The sequence below is a fragment of the Pseudomonas iranensis genome (genome assembly GCF_014268585.2).
Taxonomy (GTDB): Bacteria; Pseudomonadota; Gammaproteobacteria; order Pseudomonadales; family Pseudomonadaceae; genus Aquipseudomonas; species Aquipseudomonas iranensis.
Genome location: NZ_CP077092.1, coordinates 6056351 through 6073514, shown reverse-complemented (window position 1 = coordinate 6073514; position 17164 = coordinate 6056351). Strand labels below are relative to the sequence as shown.

Below are 17164 nucleotides of genomic sequence, written 5' to 3'. Positions count from 1 at the left end.
ACGAAAATTCGGGAGTCGTTGACGAAATGGGCCGGCATTTTAACAGGCTCAGCGATTTCTGCTGCTCTGTCCGACTTGTGACGCAGCACGCGATTCAGATTTGCCGCTTTTGTTACTTTCACGCAGGATACGCGGGGATTTTGCGGCTAATGTTCTCATTCGTGACACAAAATAACGTTTCGATGCCGTTGTCATCAGACAACGCATTGGTCATTGTTCAGCACACCGGCATAATGCCCCGCCTACATCATTGCAGAGTCTAGGGAGTCAGCTTGTCTACGCCTGTCGAACCCTTGCGTTTGCTGCTACTGGCCGAAGAGCCAGCGTGGACAGCGTTGTTGCGTGAGTGTCTGGCTCCGATGGGGAGCGCGGCGGTGCTGATCAGCGCGCCGAACTGGGATTCGGTCAGCCGCCTGTTCGAAGACAACCGCCACGCGGTACTGCTGACCCTGCCAGCGTTGCAGCCGCCGCCCGGGCGTTGCAGCCTGCCGACCGTTCTGCTGCTGGAGCACGAGCCGGCCACCGCGCCGGTCGGTGTCAGCGACTGGCTGGTGTTCGACGCCCTCGACGCCGGCATGCTCCAGCGCTGCCTGCGCCATGTGCGCGAGCGCGGCGTGCTGGAAAACACTCTCCAGCGCCTGGCCGAGCAGGACCCGCTGACCGGTATCGCCAACCGTCAGGGCTTCCAGACCCTGCTCACGGCGCGCCTTGCCGAAGGCGACGGTCGCGGCCTCGCCCTCGGCCATCTCGATCTCGACAACTTCCGCCATGCCAACGACGCTCTCGGTCATCAGGCCGGCGATCGCTTGATCCTGCAAGTGGTCGCGCGGCTGAAAAGTCAGCTGGAGGCCGGCGATCAACTTGCGCGGCTGGGCAGTGATGAGTTCGCTCTGCTGATCGATACCCGTCGTGCACCGCAACGCGCCGAGTGGATGGCCGAACGCATCACTGAGGCATTGGCCGAACCTTATTGGGTCGACGGCGAGAGCCTGCTGATCGGCTCCAGCCTCGGCATCGCCCATGCCCGCGCCAATGGCGGTGCCGATCCTTTGATGTGGCACGCGCACATCGCGATGCAGCAGGCCAAGAGCACGCAGGGCTGCACCTTTCATATCTTCAACGAACGCATCAACCGCAACGCGCGCAGCATGGCCGACCTCGAAAGTGAACTGCGCCGGGCCTTGCGCCGCGATGAGCTGGAACTGCATTACCAGCCACGCCTGAATCTTGAAGACGGCCAGATTGTCGGCCTCGAAGCGCTGGTGCGCTGGCGTCATGGCGAGCGCGGTCTGTTGCCACCGAGCGAGTTCGTCCCGCTGGCCGAGCAGAGCGGTCTGATCGTGCCGCTGGGCTACTGGGTGATTTCCCGCGCCTTGCGTGATATGCAGGCCTTGCGCGAGCAGGGGCTGCCGGCGCTGCACATGGCGATCAATCTGTCGTTCCGCCAGTTTCAGGACAGCCAGTTGCTGCCGACACTTAGCCGCCTGATCGCCGAGCGCGGCGTCGAGGCGCAGTGGCTGGAATTCGAACTGACCGAAACCGCGGTGATGCGGCGCAGCGATCTGGTCAAACAGACCATGGACGCCCTCGGCCGTCTCGGCGTGCGCTTCTCGCTGGACGATTTCGGCACCGGTTTCTCCTCGTTCGTGCACCTCAACAGCTTGCCGATTACCTTGCTGAAGATCGACAAGAGCTTTGTTGGCGGCATGGAACAGCGCGAAGAGAATCGCAAACTGGTGCACGCGATGATCAACCTCGCCCACAACCTGCACCTGGAAGTAGTCGCGGAAGGGGTCGAGACGCCGGAGCAACTGGAGTTGCTGCGCGGGTTCGGCTGCGATCAGGTACAGGGTTATCTGATCAGCCGACCGTTGCCGCTGGATGAGTTGGTGGAATATCTGACCTCGGGATCGAGCCAGCAGCCGGCTTTGGAAATCGTCGGTTGATCACGATTGTTGCGGCCGGCACAAATCCCCGTGGGAGCGAGCCTGCTCGCGAAGGCGTTATGTCAGCTGAATGATCTGGGCCTGACACTCGGTCTTCGCGAGCAGGCTCGCTCCCACAAAGGAAACCCTCATTCGGCCTGGGGGATGTTGAAACCTTGAGATTGCGGCTCGCGTCGAATCATCCGCTGCATCTTCCATTCGAACGCCAGCGTCAGGCTCACCGCCGCGCACGCCAAGCCCAGCGCCAGACCCCACCAGACACCCGTCGGCCCCCAATTGAGATGGAAAGCCATCCACCACGCCGCCGGTGCGCCGATCAGCCAATAGCAAGCCAGCCCCACGAGAAACGTAGTCTTGGCATCCTTGAGCCCGCGAATACAGCCCATGGCAATCGTCTGCGTGCCGTCGAACAGCTCGAACCACGCCGCTACTGCCAACAGGCTCACCGCCAGACGGATCACTTCGGCAAACGCCGGATCGTTGTGGTCAAGGAACAGGCCGACCAACTGGTTGGGCCACAGCCAGAACACCAAGGCAAAGCCGAGCATCACCACGGCGCCGAAGGCGATGCCGACACGCCCGGACATGCGCGCATCGATCAATTGCCCGGCGCCATAGTGCTGGCCGACGCGCATGGTGATGGCATAGGACATCCCGGCCGGGACCATGAACGCCACCGAAACGATCTGCAGGGCGATCTGATGCGCACCCATTTGCGTGCTGCCCATGGTGCCCATGCACAGCGCAGCGAAAGCGAACAACCCGACCTCTACCGCATAGGTGCCGCCAATCGGCAGACCCAGGCGCCACAACTCTTTCAGGTATTGCCGGTTCGGCCGCCCCAGGCCGGCGCGCAACGGATAAGCGTCGTACGCCGGATGCCGGCGAATGTGCCAGGCCAGCGCCAGCGCCATGCAGTTGGCGACAATCGCCGTGACCAGACCGATGCCGGTCAGACCCAGCTGCGGCAGGCCGAACATGCCTGTGATCAGCGCGTAGTTGAGCAGGAAGTTGGCCACCGTACCGGCGAGGCTGATGACCATCACTGGCGTCGCCCGGCCGATTGCACTGGTAAAACCGCGCAGGGCCATGAAGCTCAGGTAGCCGGGCAGGGCGAAGGGCAGGGCGATGAGAAATTGCCCGGCGGCGTTGACGTTGGTTTCGGTTTGGCCGAACAGCAGCAACACGGGTTTGAGGTTCCACAACAACAGCCCGGCGCCGAGGGCCATCAGCCAGGCCAGCCACAGTCCGGCCTGGGTCAGGCGTGCGGCACCGATGATGTCGCCGGCACCCTGACGGATTGCCACCAATGTGCCGACCGCTGCAATCACGCCGATGCAGAAAATCGACACGAACGAGTAGCTCGCGGCACCGAGGCCGCCACCGGCCAGCGCTTCGGGGCTAAGGCGCGCCATCATCAGGGTGTCGGTCAGCACCATCAGCATGTGCGCCAACTGCGAAGCAATCAGCGGCCCCGCCAACCGCAGAATGGCCCAGAGTTCGGTACGCACAGGATGCCGCATGGTCATCACCACCCAAATTTCAGAGGGAACAGAAGAGCGTCGATTTTCGGCGCTTGGCAGGCTTTGCACAAAGGGATAAAAAGGATGGGTGGCATGATTAATACTCATCCTGAATCGTCCTGCCGAATTGGCTGTATCCCCGCTATTGGAGCTTTGTGTATGTCCCGACGCCTTCCGCCGTTGTATGCCCTGCGCGCATTCGAAGCGGCAGCGCGACACAGCTCGTTCACCCGCGCGGCGGAAGAACTGTCGATCACCCAGAGCGCGGTCAGTCGGCACATGCGCACCCTTGAAGAGCACTTCGCCTGCCGGCTGTTTCATCGCAGCGGACGCAACCTGCAACTGACCGAATCGGCGCGGCTGCTGTTACCCGGTATCCGCGAAGGCTTCGCCGCCCTTGAGCGCGCCTGCAATACCTTGCGCGCCGAGGACGACATCCTGCGCATGAAAGCGCCATCGACCCTGACCATGCGTTGGCTGCTGGCGCGGTTGAGTCGCTTCCGCCATTTGCAGCCGGGCAATGAGGTGCAACTGACCAGCGCATGGATGGATATCGATTCGGTGGACTTCAACAACGAACCATTCGATTGCGCCGTTTTGCTCAGTGACGGGCATTTCCCGCCGGACTGGGAAGCGAGCCTGCTGTTTCCCGAGGAATTGATTCCGGTCGGCGCGCCGAACCTGCTCAATGATCAACCTTGGGACGTGGCGCGTCTGGCGACGGCTGAACTGCTGCACCCGACCCCGGATCGCCGTGACTGGCGCAGTTGGCTGGAGCGCATGGGCCTGTCCGATCAGGTCTCGCTCAAGGGCGGACAAGTGTTCGATACGCTGGAGCTGGGCATGATCGCCGCGGCGCGCGGCTACGGCGTTTCGATGGGTGATCTATTGATGGTCGCCGAAGATGTCGCGCAAGGGCGCTTGAGCCTGCCATGGCCAACCGCCGTCGCCAGTGGCCTGAATTATTATCTGGTGTGGCCGAAACCGCGTCCGGGAGGTGAACGTTTGCGCCGTCTCAGCGATTTTCTCCAAGGCGAAGTCCGCGCCATGCAATTGCCGGCGGTAGAGCGCTTGAGCTGAAACGTTCGAGCCGGCACAATGCCACTACTGCGCCATACCCACGCAATCCGCTCAAGTATTCGGATTTTCCGCCGACTACGAGCATGTGGAACCGTCGTGCCGGTTCTGCGCTACCCCCATTATTAGAATATTTTCCGGGCAATTACCGCGATCAAGGAGGATTCGGTGGCTCGGCCAGGAGCTGTTCATGTCTCAACCTCGTGCTCGGATCGCCTCGCAGCTGGGCCTTGCCCTTGCTGTGATACTGGCGATAGTCATCAGCGGCAGTACGGTGTTCGCCTTGCGTTCGCTGGATTCCGCCAACCTCGCCACCCGTGAAGAGCATCTGGCCAGTGAGGCCCGGTTGCTGGCCGATCAGCTGAGTACCTTCCACGGTACGCTGCGTGAAAGCACCCTGCGCCTGAGCGGGCTGTTCGAAAAGCGCTTCGGCAGTGGTTTGAGTGTGCACCCCGATCAGCCAGTGACCGTGGCCGGCGTGCAGACTCCGGGCCTGCATCTGGGCAACGAGGTGCTGAACAACAACTTCAAGGAAGTTGACGAGTTCAAGCAGATGACCGCTGGTGTGGCCACGGTATTCGTGCGCAGCGGCGAAGACTTCATTCGCGTCAGCACCAACGTCAGCAAGCAGGACGGCACCCGTGCCATCGGCACCGTGCTCGATCATGCCAACCCGGCGTACGCGAAACTGATGGCGGGGCAGAGTTATGTCGGCCGCTCGTTGCTGTTCGAGCGCTACTACATGTCGCAGTACACCCCGGTGCGCGATGCGGGCGGCAAGATAATCGCCGTGCTGTACGTCGGCTTCGACTACACCGATGCGCAGAACGCGCAGTTCGCCAATCTCAAGCGCTTCCGCATTGGCAAGACCGGCTCGCTGGCGCTGCTCGACGAGCAGAACAAATGGCTGGTGCCGATTGCCGGCGTCGAAAACCTGGATCAAGCCGCCCCGACCATCAACAACCTGGTGAAAACCCCGGGTAAGGGTGAGTTCTGGAGCGACAAGGGTGAGGACTTCTACAGCATCGCCGTGCCGTTCGAAGGTGGCCCGTGGTCGGTGGTGGCGAGCATGCCGAAAGCCGAGATCCGCGCGGTGACCTGGAGTGTCGGTACGCAACTGGCGATCGGCAGCCTGCTGGCGATGTTGCTCGCGGTCGGTTCCGTGGTCTGGCTGCTGCGCAGCAAACTCGCACCGCTGGGCGATCTGGTGCGTCAGGCCGAAGCCTTGGGCGCGGGTGATCTGAGTGTGCGGCTGAACGTATCGAGCCACGATGAAATCGGTCAGCTGTCCCGCGCGTTCAACCAGATGAGCCAGGCGCTGTCGACCATGGTCGAGCACATCCGCCGCGCTTCGGAAGAGGTCAACAGCCGTGCGCAGGCGCTGTCCGGTTTGTCCGGCGGTGCGTATGAAGGCATGGAGCAACAGTCGGGCGAAATCACCAGCATGGCCGGCGCCGTGGAAGAGTTCAGCGCCACCTCGCTGAACATTGCCGACAACATGGGCGCGACCCAGCGCCTGGCGCAGGAAAACGCGCAGCAAACCCAGATTGGCCGCAGCTCGATGGAAGAAGCGTCGTCGTCGCTGGAGCAGATCGCTGGCGCGCTGAACAGCACCGCCAGCGTGATCAACACGCTGGGGCAGCGCTCTCAGGAAATCGGCGGGATTGTCGGCGTGATCACTTCGATCGCCGAGCAGACCAACCTGTTGGCACTTAACGCTGCCATCGAAGCCGCTCGTGCCGGTGAACAAGGTCGCGGTTTTGCCGTGGTCGCGGACGAAGTGCGCAGCCTCGCCTCGCGTACCCGCCAGGCGACCGACGAAATCTCCAGCATGATCCACAGCATTCAGCAGGAAACCGGCAACGCGATCAGCACCATGGAGCAGGGCAATGTGCTGATGCAGGAAGGCTTGTCGCGCAACGCCAATGTCGCCTCGGCGCTGGCGCGGATCGATGAGCAGAGCCGTTCGGCAGGCCAGCAGTTTGCTGCGATCACCACCGCCACTCAGGAACAAAGCAGCACTGCAACGTTGCTGAGCAGCAACTTGCAGAGCATCGCCTTGGCCAACAGCGAGCAGCGCGAGGTGGTGTCGAACCTGGCTGTCACCGCGAAAGAGCTGGAGAAGCTCGCGGCGGATCTGCGTTCCGAGGTTGACCGCTTCCGTTGATGCATCTTTGAAACAGCTATCGCGAGCAGGCTCGCTCCCACAGTAGTCGGCGTAATTCACAAATATTGTGAAGGCCCGAAATCCCTGTGGGAGCGAGCCTGCTCGCGAATGCCTATCACCGACAGCTTCTTTGGACTTGCTGAAACGTTTCCGCAGCGCTATAAAAATGGCACAACTCCAATAAAGGCTGCTGCCATGACCCCGCTCAAACTCCTCGTCGCCCTCGGCGCGTTCTCTGCCGCTTCTCATGCCATGGCCTGGGACTATGTCCTGCTCGACGCCAATACTCCGGCAAAAAACTGGACGATCACCAGCGAGCAACTCGGCGTAAAAACCGCCAAACCGTTTTCCGTGACCCTGCGTACCCTGCATGGCGGTCGTCAGGAGGGCGTCAGCATTGTCGATATCGATAACGGCACGATGAAGCTGTCGGTCGTGCCGACCCGTGGCATGAATGTGTTGCAGGCTTCGGTGGGCGACGTGCGGATGGGCTGGGATTCGCCGGTCAAGGACGTGGTCAACCCGGCGTTCATCGAACTCAACGGTCGCGGTGGCCTGGGCTGGCTCGAAGGTTTCAATGAGCTGGTGACCCGTTGCGGTTATGAGTGGGTTGGCCATCCCGGCATGGACAACGGCGAATTGCTGACCTTGCACGGTCGCGCCGCCAACATCCCGGCCAGCACCGTCACTTTGCACATCGACGAGAAGCCGCCGTATGCCATCACGCTGCGTGGCGAGCTGAAAGAGCAGGCATTCAAGAAAGTCGATTTCTCGGTAGCGACCGAACTGGTCACCGAACCGGGCAGCGCCAGCTTCGCCCTCAACGACACCCTGACCAACAACGGCGACTATGCGAAGGAATATCAGGCGCTGTATCACAGCAATTTCAGCACGCCGTTTCTTGAGCAAGGGGCAAAATTCGCTGCGCCGGTTAAGCAGGTTTCGCCGTTCAACGACAAGGCCAAGGGAGATCTGCCCGACTGGCAGACCTATCGCGGGCCAACCAAGGACTACGACGAAACTGTCTACAACGTCGTGCCGTATGCGGACCCCAAGGGTGACACCCTCACCGTGCTGCACAACAAGGCCGGTAGCCTCGGCGTATCCGTTGGCTTCAACACTCAGCAGCTGCCAGTGTTTTCGCTGTGGAAAAACACCGACACCCAAGGGCAGGGCTACGTCACCGGGCTGGAGCCGGGAACCAGTTTTTCCTACAACCGTCGCTATCAGCGGCCGTTGAATCTGGTGCCGACCATTGCGCCGAAAGAACATAAACAGTTCCAGATCAGCTACAGCCTCCTCGCGGACAAGGTGGCTGTGGATAACGCTTTGAAGCGCGTGACCGAGATTCAGGCCGGGCGCGACACTGAAGTGCGTCAGGCACCGCTGGTTGATCTGACTGAGCATTAAGGTGTCGCCGGCCGGTATTGCAGTGCCTCGGCCAGATGCTCGCGGGTAATCGCATCGGCCTGTTCAAGATCCGCCAGCGTGCGCGCGACCTTGAGCAGGCGATGCGCCGAGCGCAGCGACAAGATCAATCGCTCGCAGGCCGCCTCCAGCCATTTCTCGTCGGCTGTGGATAACGTGCAGTGGCGCTTCAACCCCGGCAGGTCGAGAAAGGCATTGGCACAGCCCTGACGTTTCTGCTGGCGCTCCCGCGCTTCGGCCACCAACGCCGCAGCGCTGGCGCTGTTTTCGCCGGGCTTGGCTGCCGGATTCAACGCGGTTGCCTCCCGCGCCACGGTCAGGTGCAGATCGATCCGGTCCAGCAGCGGCCCTGACAGCTTGTTGCGATAGCGCTGGACCATGTCCGGTGTGCACGAGCATTTGCCGCTGGGTTCGCCAAGATATCCACAGGGACACGGATTCATCGCTGCCACCAATTGAAACCGTGCGGGGAAACGCACGCGATCCTTGGCCCGAGCGATGACGATATGCCCGGACTCCAAGGGCTCGCGCAGCACTTCCAGAACCTTGCGATCAAACTCCGGCAACTCATCGAGAAACAGTACGCCATGGTGGGCGAGGGTGATTTCGCCGGGTTGCGGTTTCGAGCTGCCACCGACCAATGCCGGCCCTGAAGCCGAATGGTGCGGTTGCCTGAACGGCCGCTGCGGCCAGTGAGTCAAGGGAACCCCGCTGGCGACCGATTGAATCGCTGCCACTTCCAGCGCCTCGCATTCGGAAAGCGGCGGCAGTAATCCCGGCAGACGACTGGCCAGCAGCGTCTTTCCGGTTCCCGGTGGCCCGCTGAACAACAAATTGTGCGCCCCCGCTGCGGCAATCAGCAGTGCGCGCTTTGCGGCTGTTTGACCCTGCACTTCGTTGAGGTCGGGATAGGGCTTGGCAGCGTGCATCAAACCATCGGAAACGTAAGGCTCGACCGGCGTGTGCCCATTGAAATGCGCCACCGCTTCCAGCAAGTGATCGACTGCGAACACTTTCAGCCCCGAAGCCAGGCACGCCTCTTCCGCATTCGCTCGAGGCACCACCAACGCCCGCCCGGCCTTGCGCGCCGCCAGTGCCGCCGGCAGCACGCCACGCACCGGCCGCACGGCACCGGACAATGCCAATTCACCCAGACATTCCACCTCGTCCAGGGTCAGACAGGGCACCTGCACACTGGCCGACAGAATCCCCAAAGCAATCGCCAGATCGAAGCGCCCGCCATCCTTGGGCAGATCCGCCGGCGCCAGATTCAAGGTGATCCGCCGCGCCGGAAATTGCAGCCCGGAATTGATGATCGCGCTGCGCACCCGATCCTTGCTCTCCTTCACCGCCGCTTCAGGCAGGCCGACCATGGTCAGCGAGGGAAGACCGTTGGCCAGATGAACTTCGACGGTAACAGCGTGGGCTTCCACGCCAATCTGGGCGCGACTGTGGACAATGGAGAGGGACATGGTCGTTCCTTGAGCTGAATCGGGGAGCCGCTTCCTGCGGGTTTTTGAAGGGTAGTTGAGCCGGGTTTCAGTGCTGAAATAGAGGTTTACAAGACGTATCAAGACCCGATGGGCTGTCATTGCTTGCCTGAATTGGACCGTTGACTCTCGACCGGCATTGACGGATCATCCCGTTCGAGGACTGCAACTGCGCATTCGTCGGGACTGGGCACCAGCAAAAGCTCCCCCGCATTTTTGGCAGCAGAGAAAGCTGGTTTCTCTGAAGTAGTGACGACGGGCTAGCCTGTCGGATTCTGAACCCAAGGCCGTAAAGCCAGGAGCTAAAGAATCGCTGCGACTACTCCTCAAAAAATACTTAAAAGGCGTCCATCGGACGCCTTTTTTTATTTCTGATTTGGTGGTGCTCGTGGTATCTGCCCCACTAACGTGCCATGTGCACGTTTTTGCGGGTACCAAGTCACCACGAAGTAACCAAATCCTGTGGCGCGCTCGTGTCGCGGTTCAAGAATCAGTGTTCCCATAGATGTCCTCAGTACCGCGACCCTGTTTCCACATCGCTGTTCTTTGAACTCACAATAGATTTGTGCCCCCGGGACGATCATTTTCGCAACAATCGCTGTTACCCCATCGGCAGTCTGGCAACCATGCTTGAGCAAATCGGCACTATGGGCTTCCCAAATGTGCACTACGCCAAAACCACTATTCGCTCGACGGTGAATACCTACCCGCAGATAAATCTTCCCGCCTGGCAAGCCGAATTTTGGCATATCGGGGATCGTGCCAAAGATGTAACCACCATCTGGATGCTGAACCAGCGTGTTTTCTTTGAGCTTGAGCAAATGAGACAAGAGGGATCCAGAACCAGAGTGTCTGGCGATCAATGTGTATCGCCTGGAACTCGACGAATAGGATCGACCAGCGCAGGCGAAAGCCACCAGCCTAATCACAGCCAAGAACTCACGGAATCAGGCGCAGACGCTGATTCTCGTAGGGTTATGCCCTATTAGTTGTAGGACGCCGGCCAAACGGTTTTGATGGTCTTGTTTTCCTGAATCGGATGCTCCAGTTTGGTCACTCAACGCAGCCTCTGGAGGCGAAAAATGAACCGCAATGGTATGCGCCCGATTCATCCGGGCGAGGTTCTGAATAAAGAGTTCATGGAGCCGTTGGGCATGACTGTCATGGATCTGGCCATGCCCACGAACTGGCCCGAAAGTGAGATCGAAAAGCTTGTGAAATGCCAGCTCAGGATCTGCGCCGATCTGGCAATCAGCCTTGCCACTCATCTCAACACTACGCCTGAGTTCTGGATGAATCTCCAATCGACTTACGATTTGCGCAGGGCCCAGCTCCGGCATGCGGGTTTATAGCGATTGCAGCATCCGCGAAGCCCTTTTCCACCATGGCCCTGCCCTGGTCGCCAAACCCTCTGCTGAACATTCAGTATCAGATGAGCTTAGAAACCTGGGCTTTTTGGCGCAATCGGACGGCGGTCATAAAGGTTGTAGGACGTTGCGGGGATGGTTGAAGGTCTATAGATCAAAAGATCGCAGCCTTCGGCAGCCCCTACAGGGGGCGCGAATTATTCCGCGGGCGGTGTCAGCTTCGCTTCCATCTCGGCAACCTTGGCTTCGAGGCTTTCGAGGCGGGCGCGCGTGCGAGCCAACACCACCATCTGACTATCAAACTCTTCCCGGCTGACCAGATCGAGTTTGCTGAAGGCACTTTGCAGCAGCATCTTGAACTGGCTTTCGATTTCGGCTTTCGGCAGTGGCGTGTCGCCGCTGAACAGGCGGGAGGCGGTGCCGCTCAGGGCGTCGAGGAAGTCTTTGGGCGCGAGCATGGGAAATGTCCTGGAAACAATGGCCGGCAGTGTATCACGCAGTGTCTATAGTCAATTCCGTTGCACGGATGCACGCTTTTCGCGCAGGGGGACGGACGGTGGCGCACCGTTGTTGTGCGTATCGGCAAAAGCTTTTCTGCACGAGCGCGTGCAACAGGGGCCAAGGGATTGAAATGCAGGGTTTTTGCCGAGCTGGCAAGGTTTCTGCTTAGTCACCCTCGACCCATGCACTGATGCAGTCGCTGTGACGAATGCAGTGCGGCAGACGAAGCGGGGAGTTTCGTCTGATGCGGTTAGCTGGCGTCAACGATGCGTTACAAAGCCAGGCACTGCGCTTAGACTTGAGACGGGTTTGTTTTCCTGGGGCAAGTCCACCAATTCGGGAGAGAGTTTCATGAAGCTAGTCACTGCCATCATCAAGCCGTTCAAGTTGGACGACGTGCGCGAGTCGCTGTCCGAAATCGGCGTGCAGGGCATTACCGTCACTGAAGTCAAAGGCTTCGGCCGGCAGAAGGGTCACACCGAGCTGTATCGCGGCGCGGAATATGTGGTCGATTTTCTGCCCAAGGTGAAAATCGACGTGGCCATCGACGACAAGGATCTGGATCGGGTTATCGAGGCGATAACCAAAGCGGCCAACACCGGCAAGATCGGTGACGGCAAGATCTTCGTGGTCAATCTGGAACAGGCGATCCGCATCCGTACCGGCGAAACCGATACCGACGCGATCTAAGCGCCGCCACAAACCCAACGCCCCAGGAGAAAACAATATGACTCTGCGTAAATTCGCAGGGCTAGGCGCCCTGTTGTCCATCGTAATGCCCGGCATCGCCATGGCGGCAGACGAAGTGGCAGCGCCAGTCCTCAATTCCGGCGACACCGCCTGGATGCTCACCTCGACGGCACTCGTGCTGTTCATGACGATCCCGGGCCTGGCGCTGTTCTACGGCGGCATGGTTCGCTCGAAAAACATTCTTTCCGTGCTGATGCAGTGCTTCGCCATTACCGGTCTGATCAGCATCCTGTGGGTCATTTATGGCTACAGCATTGCCTTCGACACTACCGGCATGGAACAGGGCGTCGTCAACTTCAATTCGTTCTTCGGCGGCATGGGCAAGGCGTTCCTCGCCGGTGTCACGCCTTCGAGCATCACCGGCCCGGCGGCGCTGTTCCCTGAGGCGGTGTTCATTACCTTCCAGATGACCTTCGCGATCATCACCCCGGCGCTGATAGTCGGTGCGTTCGCCGAGCGCATGAAGTTCTCCGCGATGCTGATCTTCATGGGCATCTGGTTCACTCTGGTTTATGCACCGATCGCGCACATGGTCTGGTCCGGTAACGGCGGCCTGATGTGGGACTGGGGCGTGCTCGACTTCGCTGGCGGCACCGTGGTGCACATCAACGCCGGTATCGCCGGTCTGGTCGCGTGCCTGGTACTGGGCAAGCGCAAAGGCTTCCCGACCACACCAATGGCTCCGCACAACCTCGGCTACACGCTGATGGGCGCGGCGATGCTGTGGGTCGGCTGGTTCGGCTTCAACGCCGGTTCCGCTGCCGCTGCCAACGGCACTGCCGGTATGGCCATGCTGGTTACCCAGATCGCCACTGCCGCTGCCGCACTGGGCTGGATGTTTGCCGAGTGGGTCACCCACGGCAAGCCAAGCGCGCTGGGCATTGCTTCGGGTGTGGTCGCCGGTCTGGTCGCGATCACCCCGGCCGCTGGCACCGTCGGCCCGATGGGTGCACTGGTGATCGGTCTGGCCGCAGGCGTGGTGTGCTTCTTCTGCGCCACCACCCTGAAGCGCAAACTCGGCTATGACGATTCCCTGGACGCCTTCGGCGTGCACGGTATCGGCGGTATCCTCGGCGCGATCCTCACCGGTGTGTTTGCCGCACCGGCACTGGGCGGCTTCGGCACCGTGACTGACATCGGCGCGCAGGTCTGGATTCAGATCAAAGGCGTCGGCTTCACGGTGATCTACACCGCGATCGTCACCTTCATCATCCTCAAGGTGCTGGACGCCGTCATGGGTCTGCGCGTAACCGAGGAAGAAGAGTCGGTCGGCCTCGATCTGGCACAACACAACGAACGCGGCTACAACCTGTAAGTACGCGCGATAAAAAAATTGCCCGGTTCGCCGGGCATTTTTTTGTCCGGGATTTGTCATTCAGGGAGCGGCTGAAAGGATTTTTCTTACGGCTTTGGTCGTCTTTACGACGAGGCTTTTTCTGCGGGCAATCGCTTACATCGCTGCAGGAATATTAGGGCCTTTGTTTTTTTTCAGAGCACGCTAGAATGCGCCCCGAACGAGCGGAGAACTGTATGTGGCAACAGACTCTGATAACCCTGCGGGCAAGGCCCCGGGGCTTTCATCTAGTGACGGACGAGTTGCTCGCAGGCTTGCCTGAACTCAAGACCTGTCGGGTCGGTCTGTTGCATTTGTGGCTGCAGCACACGTCGGCGTCGTTGACCATCAACGAGAACGCCGATCCGGCAGTTCGTCGCGACTTCGAACGATTTTTCAATCGTCTGATCCCACAAGGAACGGACGGCTACGAGCACAACGACGAAGGCCCGGATGATCTCCCGGCGCACTTCAAGGCCAGCGTGCTTGGTTGCCAGATCAGTCTGCCGGTTGCGGCTGGACGGCTGGCCCTGGGTACCTGGCAAGGGATTTATCTGGGCGAGCACCGTGATCATGGCGGTGCGCGTAAAGTCCTCGCAACCTTGCACGGTGAACAGGCATGAGCCGCTGCCGGGCAGCGGCAGAAGATTTTTCAACGGCGGCTTCGACAGTCGCCAAAGCTGGTCTATAACTAATCTGCTTTTGGCAAGTCATGAGGTAGAACATGAGCGACGATGATCTGGAAAACGACGACCTCGAAGTAGGCGACGAAGACGAGGCCGAGGAAGGCCTGGAAGCGGCAGCGGAAGACGTTGCCGAAGATGATGGCGGTGACGACACGCCGGCCCCGGCTGCCAAAGGCAAAGCCAAGGCTGCGGTCTCGGTCGACGAGTTGCCGAGCATCGAAGCCAAGAACAAGGAGCGTGACGCCCTGGCCAAGGCCATGGAAGAATTCCTTGCGCGCGGCGGCAAGGTGCAGGAAGTGGAGGCCAACGTGGTCGCCGATCCGCCCAAGAAGCCGGACAACAAGTACGGCAGCCGCCCTATCTGAGGCGCGTCGCTCGCTTGCTGAAAAAGCCCGCCGTCGCTGCGGGCTTTTTCATGCCTGGAATAAATGCGTTGAAAACAAATGCAGTCCCCGGTGGCAGCGAGCCTGCTCGCGAAGAGGGCATGTCAGCCGACATACATGTTGGATGACACACCGCATTCGCGAGCAGGCTCGCTCCCACAGGGCTGTAGATCAGTTCGAGGAAGCATTCCAGCGGGAGAGCACGGCGGGCAATTCGGTCAGGCTGCGAATCTCCGCATCCGGCAAGCGCTCCGCTTCCCAGACCTTGCCCGTCGGGTTGAACCACACCGCGCGCAAGCCTGCCTGCTGAGCGCCGGCAATGTCATCGCCAGGATGATCGCCGACATGCACCGCCGCTGCGGGGCTTACACCACCGCGCTGCAACGCTTCATGAAACAGCCGCGCATCCGGTTTGGCGATGCCGATGTCTTCGGCGCACAAGGCGAACTTGAAGTAATCCGCCAGCCCCAGTCGACGCACGTCGGCATTGCCATTGGTGACCACGCCGAGGGCGTAGTGATTGGCGAGCAGCTCCAGCAGCGGCTCGACTTCCGGGAACACTTCGATCTGATGCCGCGCATGCAGGAACACTTCAAAAGCCTTGTCAGCCAGCTCCGACGCCTCGCCGTGGGCATACCCGGCTTCTTCCAGCGCATGGAGCAGCACACGTCGGCGCAGCGCGCTGATGCGGTGTTTGAGGCCCGGTTCGCCCGCCAGCACTCGCTCGCGAATCGACCACAAATGCTCCACCGGCACCGCGCCCAGATTCGACGCATGCTCGCTCAGCCATTCGCGCAACACGGTCTCAGCGCTGGCGATCACCGGCGCGGTATCCCACAGGGTGTCGTCGAGGTCGAAGGTGATCAACTGAATGCTCATGAATCATCGCCTTTCATGCGTTTGGCCCGGGGATGGGCGCTGTCGTAGACCGCCGCCAGATGCTGGAAGTCGAGGTGGGTATAGATCTGCGTGGTTTTGATATCGGAGTGGCCGAGCAATTCCTGCACCGCGCGCAGATCCTGCGAAGACTCGAGCAAATGGCTGGCGAACGAGTGCCGGAGCATGTGCGGATGCAGGTTCTGCCCCAGCTCGCGCTCGCCAGCCAGTTTGACCCGCACCTGAATCGCCCGGGGGCCGAGACGCCGACCTTGCTGGCTGACAAACACCGCATCGTCCGCCGGGTTGGTCATGGCTCTAAGCGGCAACCAGTGTTCCAAGGCTTCGCGGGCCTTGGTGCCAACCGGCAACAGCCGGGTCTTGCTGCCCTTGCCGAGCACCTGAACCATGCCGTCGGCGAGGTCGAGTTGATCGAGATTGAGCCCGGTGAGCTCGGACAGGCGCAGGCCAGAGGAATAGAACAGCTCGAGAATCGCCTGATCGCGCCGGGCGAGAAAATCGTCCTCGACCGCACCTTCCAGCAATTGCAGGGCGCGGTCAGTATCGAGAGTCTTCGGCAGACGCCGTTCGCCTTTCGGCGGGGCCAGGCCGGTGGCCGGGTCGTGGTCGCACAGGCCTTCGCGATTCAAATAGTGATAGAGCCCGCGCACCGCCGAGAGCAGGCGGGCGAGGCTGCGCGAGGACTGGCCTTGCGCATGCAATCGGGCAATCAGGCTGCGTAGGCGCTGGATATCCAGCGCGGCCCAGCTGCCGATGTTCTGCTTGATGCACCAGCCGAGGACTTTATCGAGGTCGCGGCGATAAGCCGACAGGGTGTGCGGCGACACCTGTCGCTCACTGCGCAGATGTTCGCAGTAGGCGTCCAGTTGTCGTTCCATGGTCAGCGTACCGAGCGCAGCGAGCTGTTGACCCGTGGCAGCACGCGGCCCATGACCTCGGCGATGTAGCTCAGGAACAGGGTGCCGACCGAACTCTTGTAATGCTGCGGGTCACGGCTGGCGATGGCCAGAATGCCGTGAATGCCCTGATGGCTGACGGCAACCACGGCGGTCGAGCCGATCTGCTGGCGCTGTTCTTCGCCGAAGAGAAAATCCAGCTCATGTTCACGCAGGCTGCCGCTGACACTTTTGCCTTCGGTGAGCAGGCCACCGATCGCGGTTTGCGCATCGGCGTGGGTAACCCAGCGGCCGACCGGGGCCGGGTTGTCGCCGAGCAGGATCAGGCTGACGAAGGGCACCTGGAAATCCTGACGCAGGCTGTCTTCAACGCTGATGACCACGTCTTCCAGGGTCGATGCATCCATCAGCGCGAGGATCAGTCGGCGGGTTTTTTCGAACAGGCGATCGTTGTCGCGGGCCACGTCCATCAGATGCGAAAGGCGATGGCGCATCTCGATATTGCGGTCGCGCAGGATGGTCATCTGCCGCTCGACCAGCGACACGGTGTCGCCGCGTCGGTGCGGAATGCGCAGCGACGGCAGCAGCTCTTCGTGCTCGACGAAGAAGTCCGGATGAGCCTCCAGGTAGGCGGCAACCGCGGCCGCCTCAAGGCTCTCTGACGCTGATTCGTCGACTGGTCGGGCGGGTACCTGTGGCTTGTCGGTCATGATTTCTGCT

The 17164-nt window shown here is 60.7% G+C and carries 16 protein-coding genes; 9 read left to right on the top strand and 7 right to left on the bottom strand.

The window, feature by feature from the left end:
* Window positions 1-272 precede the first annotated feature (272 nt).
* On the top strand, window positions 273-1946 hold the full coding sequence (locus HU724_RS27460) for a putative bifunctional diguanylate cyclase/phosphodiesterase (protein ID WP_076564532.1): 1674 nt from the start codon (window positions 273-275) through the stop codon (window positions 1944-1946).
* 128 nt (window positions 1947-2074) lie between these two features.
* Here the strand turns inward: HU724_RS27460 and HU724_RS27455 are convergent, their stop codons facing one another.
* Window positions 2075-3469 carry a NorM family multidrug efflux MATE transporter gene (locus HU724_RS27455; protein WP_186569461.1) on the bottom strand — a complete coding sequence of 465 codons (1395 nt, stop codon included), beginning with the start codon at window positions 3467-3469 and terminating at the stop codon, window positions 2075-2077.
* 159 nt (window positions 3470-3628) lie between these two features.
* On the opposite strand from HU724_RS27455, the gene HU724_RS27450 reads away from it, so the two are divergent.
* The 3 genes from HU724_RS27450 to HU724_RS27440 all read left to right on the top strand — a co-directional run bounded on the left by HU724_RS27450 (window position 3629) and on the right by HU724_RS27440 (window position 8123).
* Complete coding sequence (locus HU724_RS27450) at window positions 3629-4549, top strand: LysR substrate-binding domain-containing protein (protein WP_024014781.1); 921 nt, start codon at window positions 3629-3631, stop codon at window positions 4547-4549.
* A gap of 187 nt (window positions 4550-4736) precedes the next feature.
* Window positions 4737-6713, top strand: coding sequence for a methyl-accepting chemotaxis protein (locus HU724_RS27445; protein ID WP_016772578.1), 1977 nt, complete (start codon window positions 4737-4739; stop codon window positions 6711-6713).
* 195 nt (window positions 6714-6908) lie between these two features.
* On the top strand, window positions 6909-8123 hold the full coding sequence (locus tag HU724_RS27440) for an aldose 1-epimerase family protein (protein ID WP_186569460.1): 1215 nt from the start codon (window positions 6909-6911) through the stop codon (window positions 8121-8123).
* Here HU724_RS27440 and HU724_RS27435 read toward each other — a convergent pair.
* Complete coding sequence (locus tag HU724_RS27435) at window positions 8120-9613, bottom strand: YifB family Mg chelatase-like AAA ATPase (protein WP_186569459.1); 1494 nt, start codon at window positions 9611-9613, stop codon at window positions 8120-8122. The two genes, HU724_RS27440 and HU724_RS27435, sit on opposite strands and share 4 nt — an antisense overlap.
* 383 nt (window positions 9614-9996) lie before the next feature.
* Window positions 9997-10461 (bottom strand): hypothetical protein, encoded by a 465-nt coding sequence (locus tag HU724_RS27430; protein WP_186569458.1) that lies wholly within the window; start codon window positions 10459-10461, stop codon window positions 9997-9999.
* A 252-nt stretch (window positions 10462-10713) separates the two neighbouring features.
* On the opposite strand from HU724_RS27430, the gene HU724_RS27425 reads away from it, so the two are divergent.
* The gene (locus HU724_RS27425) at window positions 10714-10983 is read left to right on the top strand and encodes a HigA family addiction module antitoxin (protein WP_150793773.1); all 270 of its coding nucleotides are present in this window, start codon (window positions 10714-10716) and stop codon (window positions 10981-10983) included.
* 212 nt (window positions 10984-11195) lie between these two features.
* Here the strand turns inward: HU724_RS27425 and HU724_RS27420 are convergent, their stop codons facing one another.
* Window positions 11196-11456, bottom strand: a complete 261-nt coding sequence (locus HU724_RS27420) for an accessory factor UbiK family protein (RefSeq protein WP_007920416.1) — start codon at window positions 11454-11456, stop codon at window positions 11196-11198.
* Between the two features lie 394 nt (window positions 11457-11850).
* Here HU724_RS27420 and glnK point away from each other — a divergent pair, with 394 nt between their 5' ends.
* The 4 genes from glnK (at window position 11851) to sutA (ending at window position 14633) form a co-directional block, all read left to right on the top strand.
* Window positions 11851-12189, top strand: coding sequence for a P-II family nitrogen regulator (gene glnK, locus HU724_RS27415; protein ID WP_002555808.1), 339 nt, complete (start codon window positions 11851-11853; stop codon window positions 12187-12189).
* Window positions 12190-12226: 37 nt separating this feature from the next.
* The gene (locus tag HU724_RS27410; RefSeq protein ID WP_041476939.1) at window positions 12227-13564 is read left to right on the top strand and encodes an ammonium transporter; all 1338 of its coding nucleotides are present in this window, start codon (window positions 12227-12229) and stop codon (window positions 13562-13564) included.
* Window positions 13565-13779: 215 nt separating this feature from the next.
* Window positions 13780-14205, top strand: a complete 426-nt coding sequence (locus HU724_RS27405; RefSeq protein WP_024014775.1) for a secondary thiamine-phosphate synthase enzyme YjbQ — start codon at window positions 13780-13782, stop codon at window positions 14203-14205.
* A 101-nt stretch (window positions 14206-14306) separates the two neighbouring features.
* Window positions 14307-14633 (top strand): dormancy-specific transcriptional regulator SutA, encoded by a 327-nt coding sequence (gene sutA / locus HU724_RS27400; protein ID WP_016772583.1) that lies wholly within the window; start codon window positions 14307-14309, stop codon window positions 14631-14633.
* A gap of 189 nt (window positions 14634-14822) precedes the next feature.
* Here the strand turns inward: sutA and HU724_RS27395 are convergent, their stop codons facing one another.
* From HU724_RS27395 to HU724_RS27385, 3 genes are read right to left on the bottom strand one after another with little or no spacing between them, the layout of a single operon-like run.
* Entirely contained in the window at window positions 14823-15530 is a 708-nt protein-coding gene (locus HU724_RS27395) for an HAD family hydrolase (RefSeq protein WP_071172133.1), read from the bottom strand.
* The gene (gene xerC, locus HU724_RS27390) at window positions 15527-16426 is read right to left on the bottom strand and encodes a tyrosine recombinase XerC (RefSeq protein WP_024014773.1); all 900 of its coding nucleotides are present in this window, start codon (window positions 16424-16426) and stop codon (window positions 15527-15529) included. The genes HU724_RS27395 and xerC overlap by 4 nt, the downstream gene beginning before the upstream one ends.
* A gap of 2 nt (window positions 16427-16428) precedes the next feature.
* A complete protein-coding gene (locus tag HU724_RS27385; protein ID WP_024014772.1) occupies window positions 16429-17154 on the bottom strand; it encodes a DUF484 family protein in 726 nt (241 codons plus the stop codon).
* Window positions 17155-17164 lie beyond the last annotated feature (10 nt).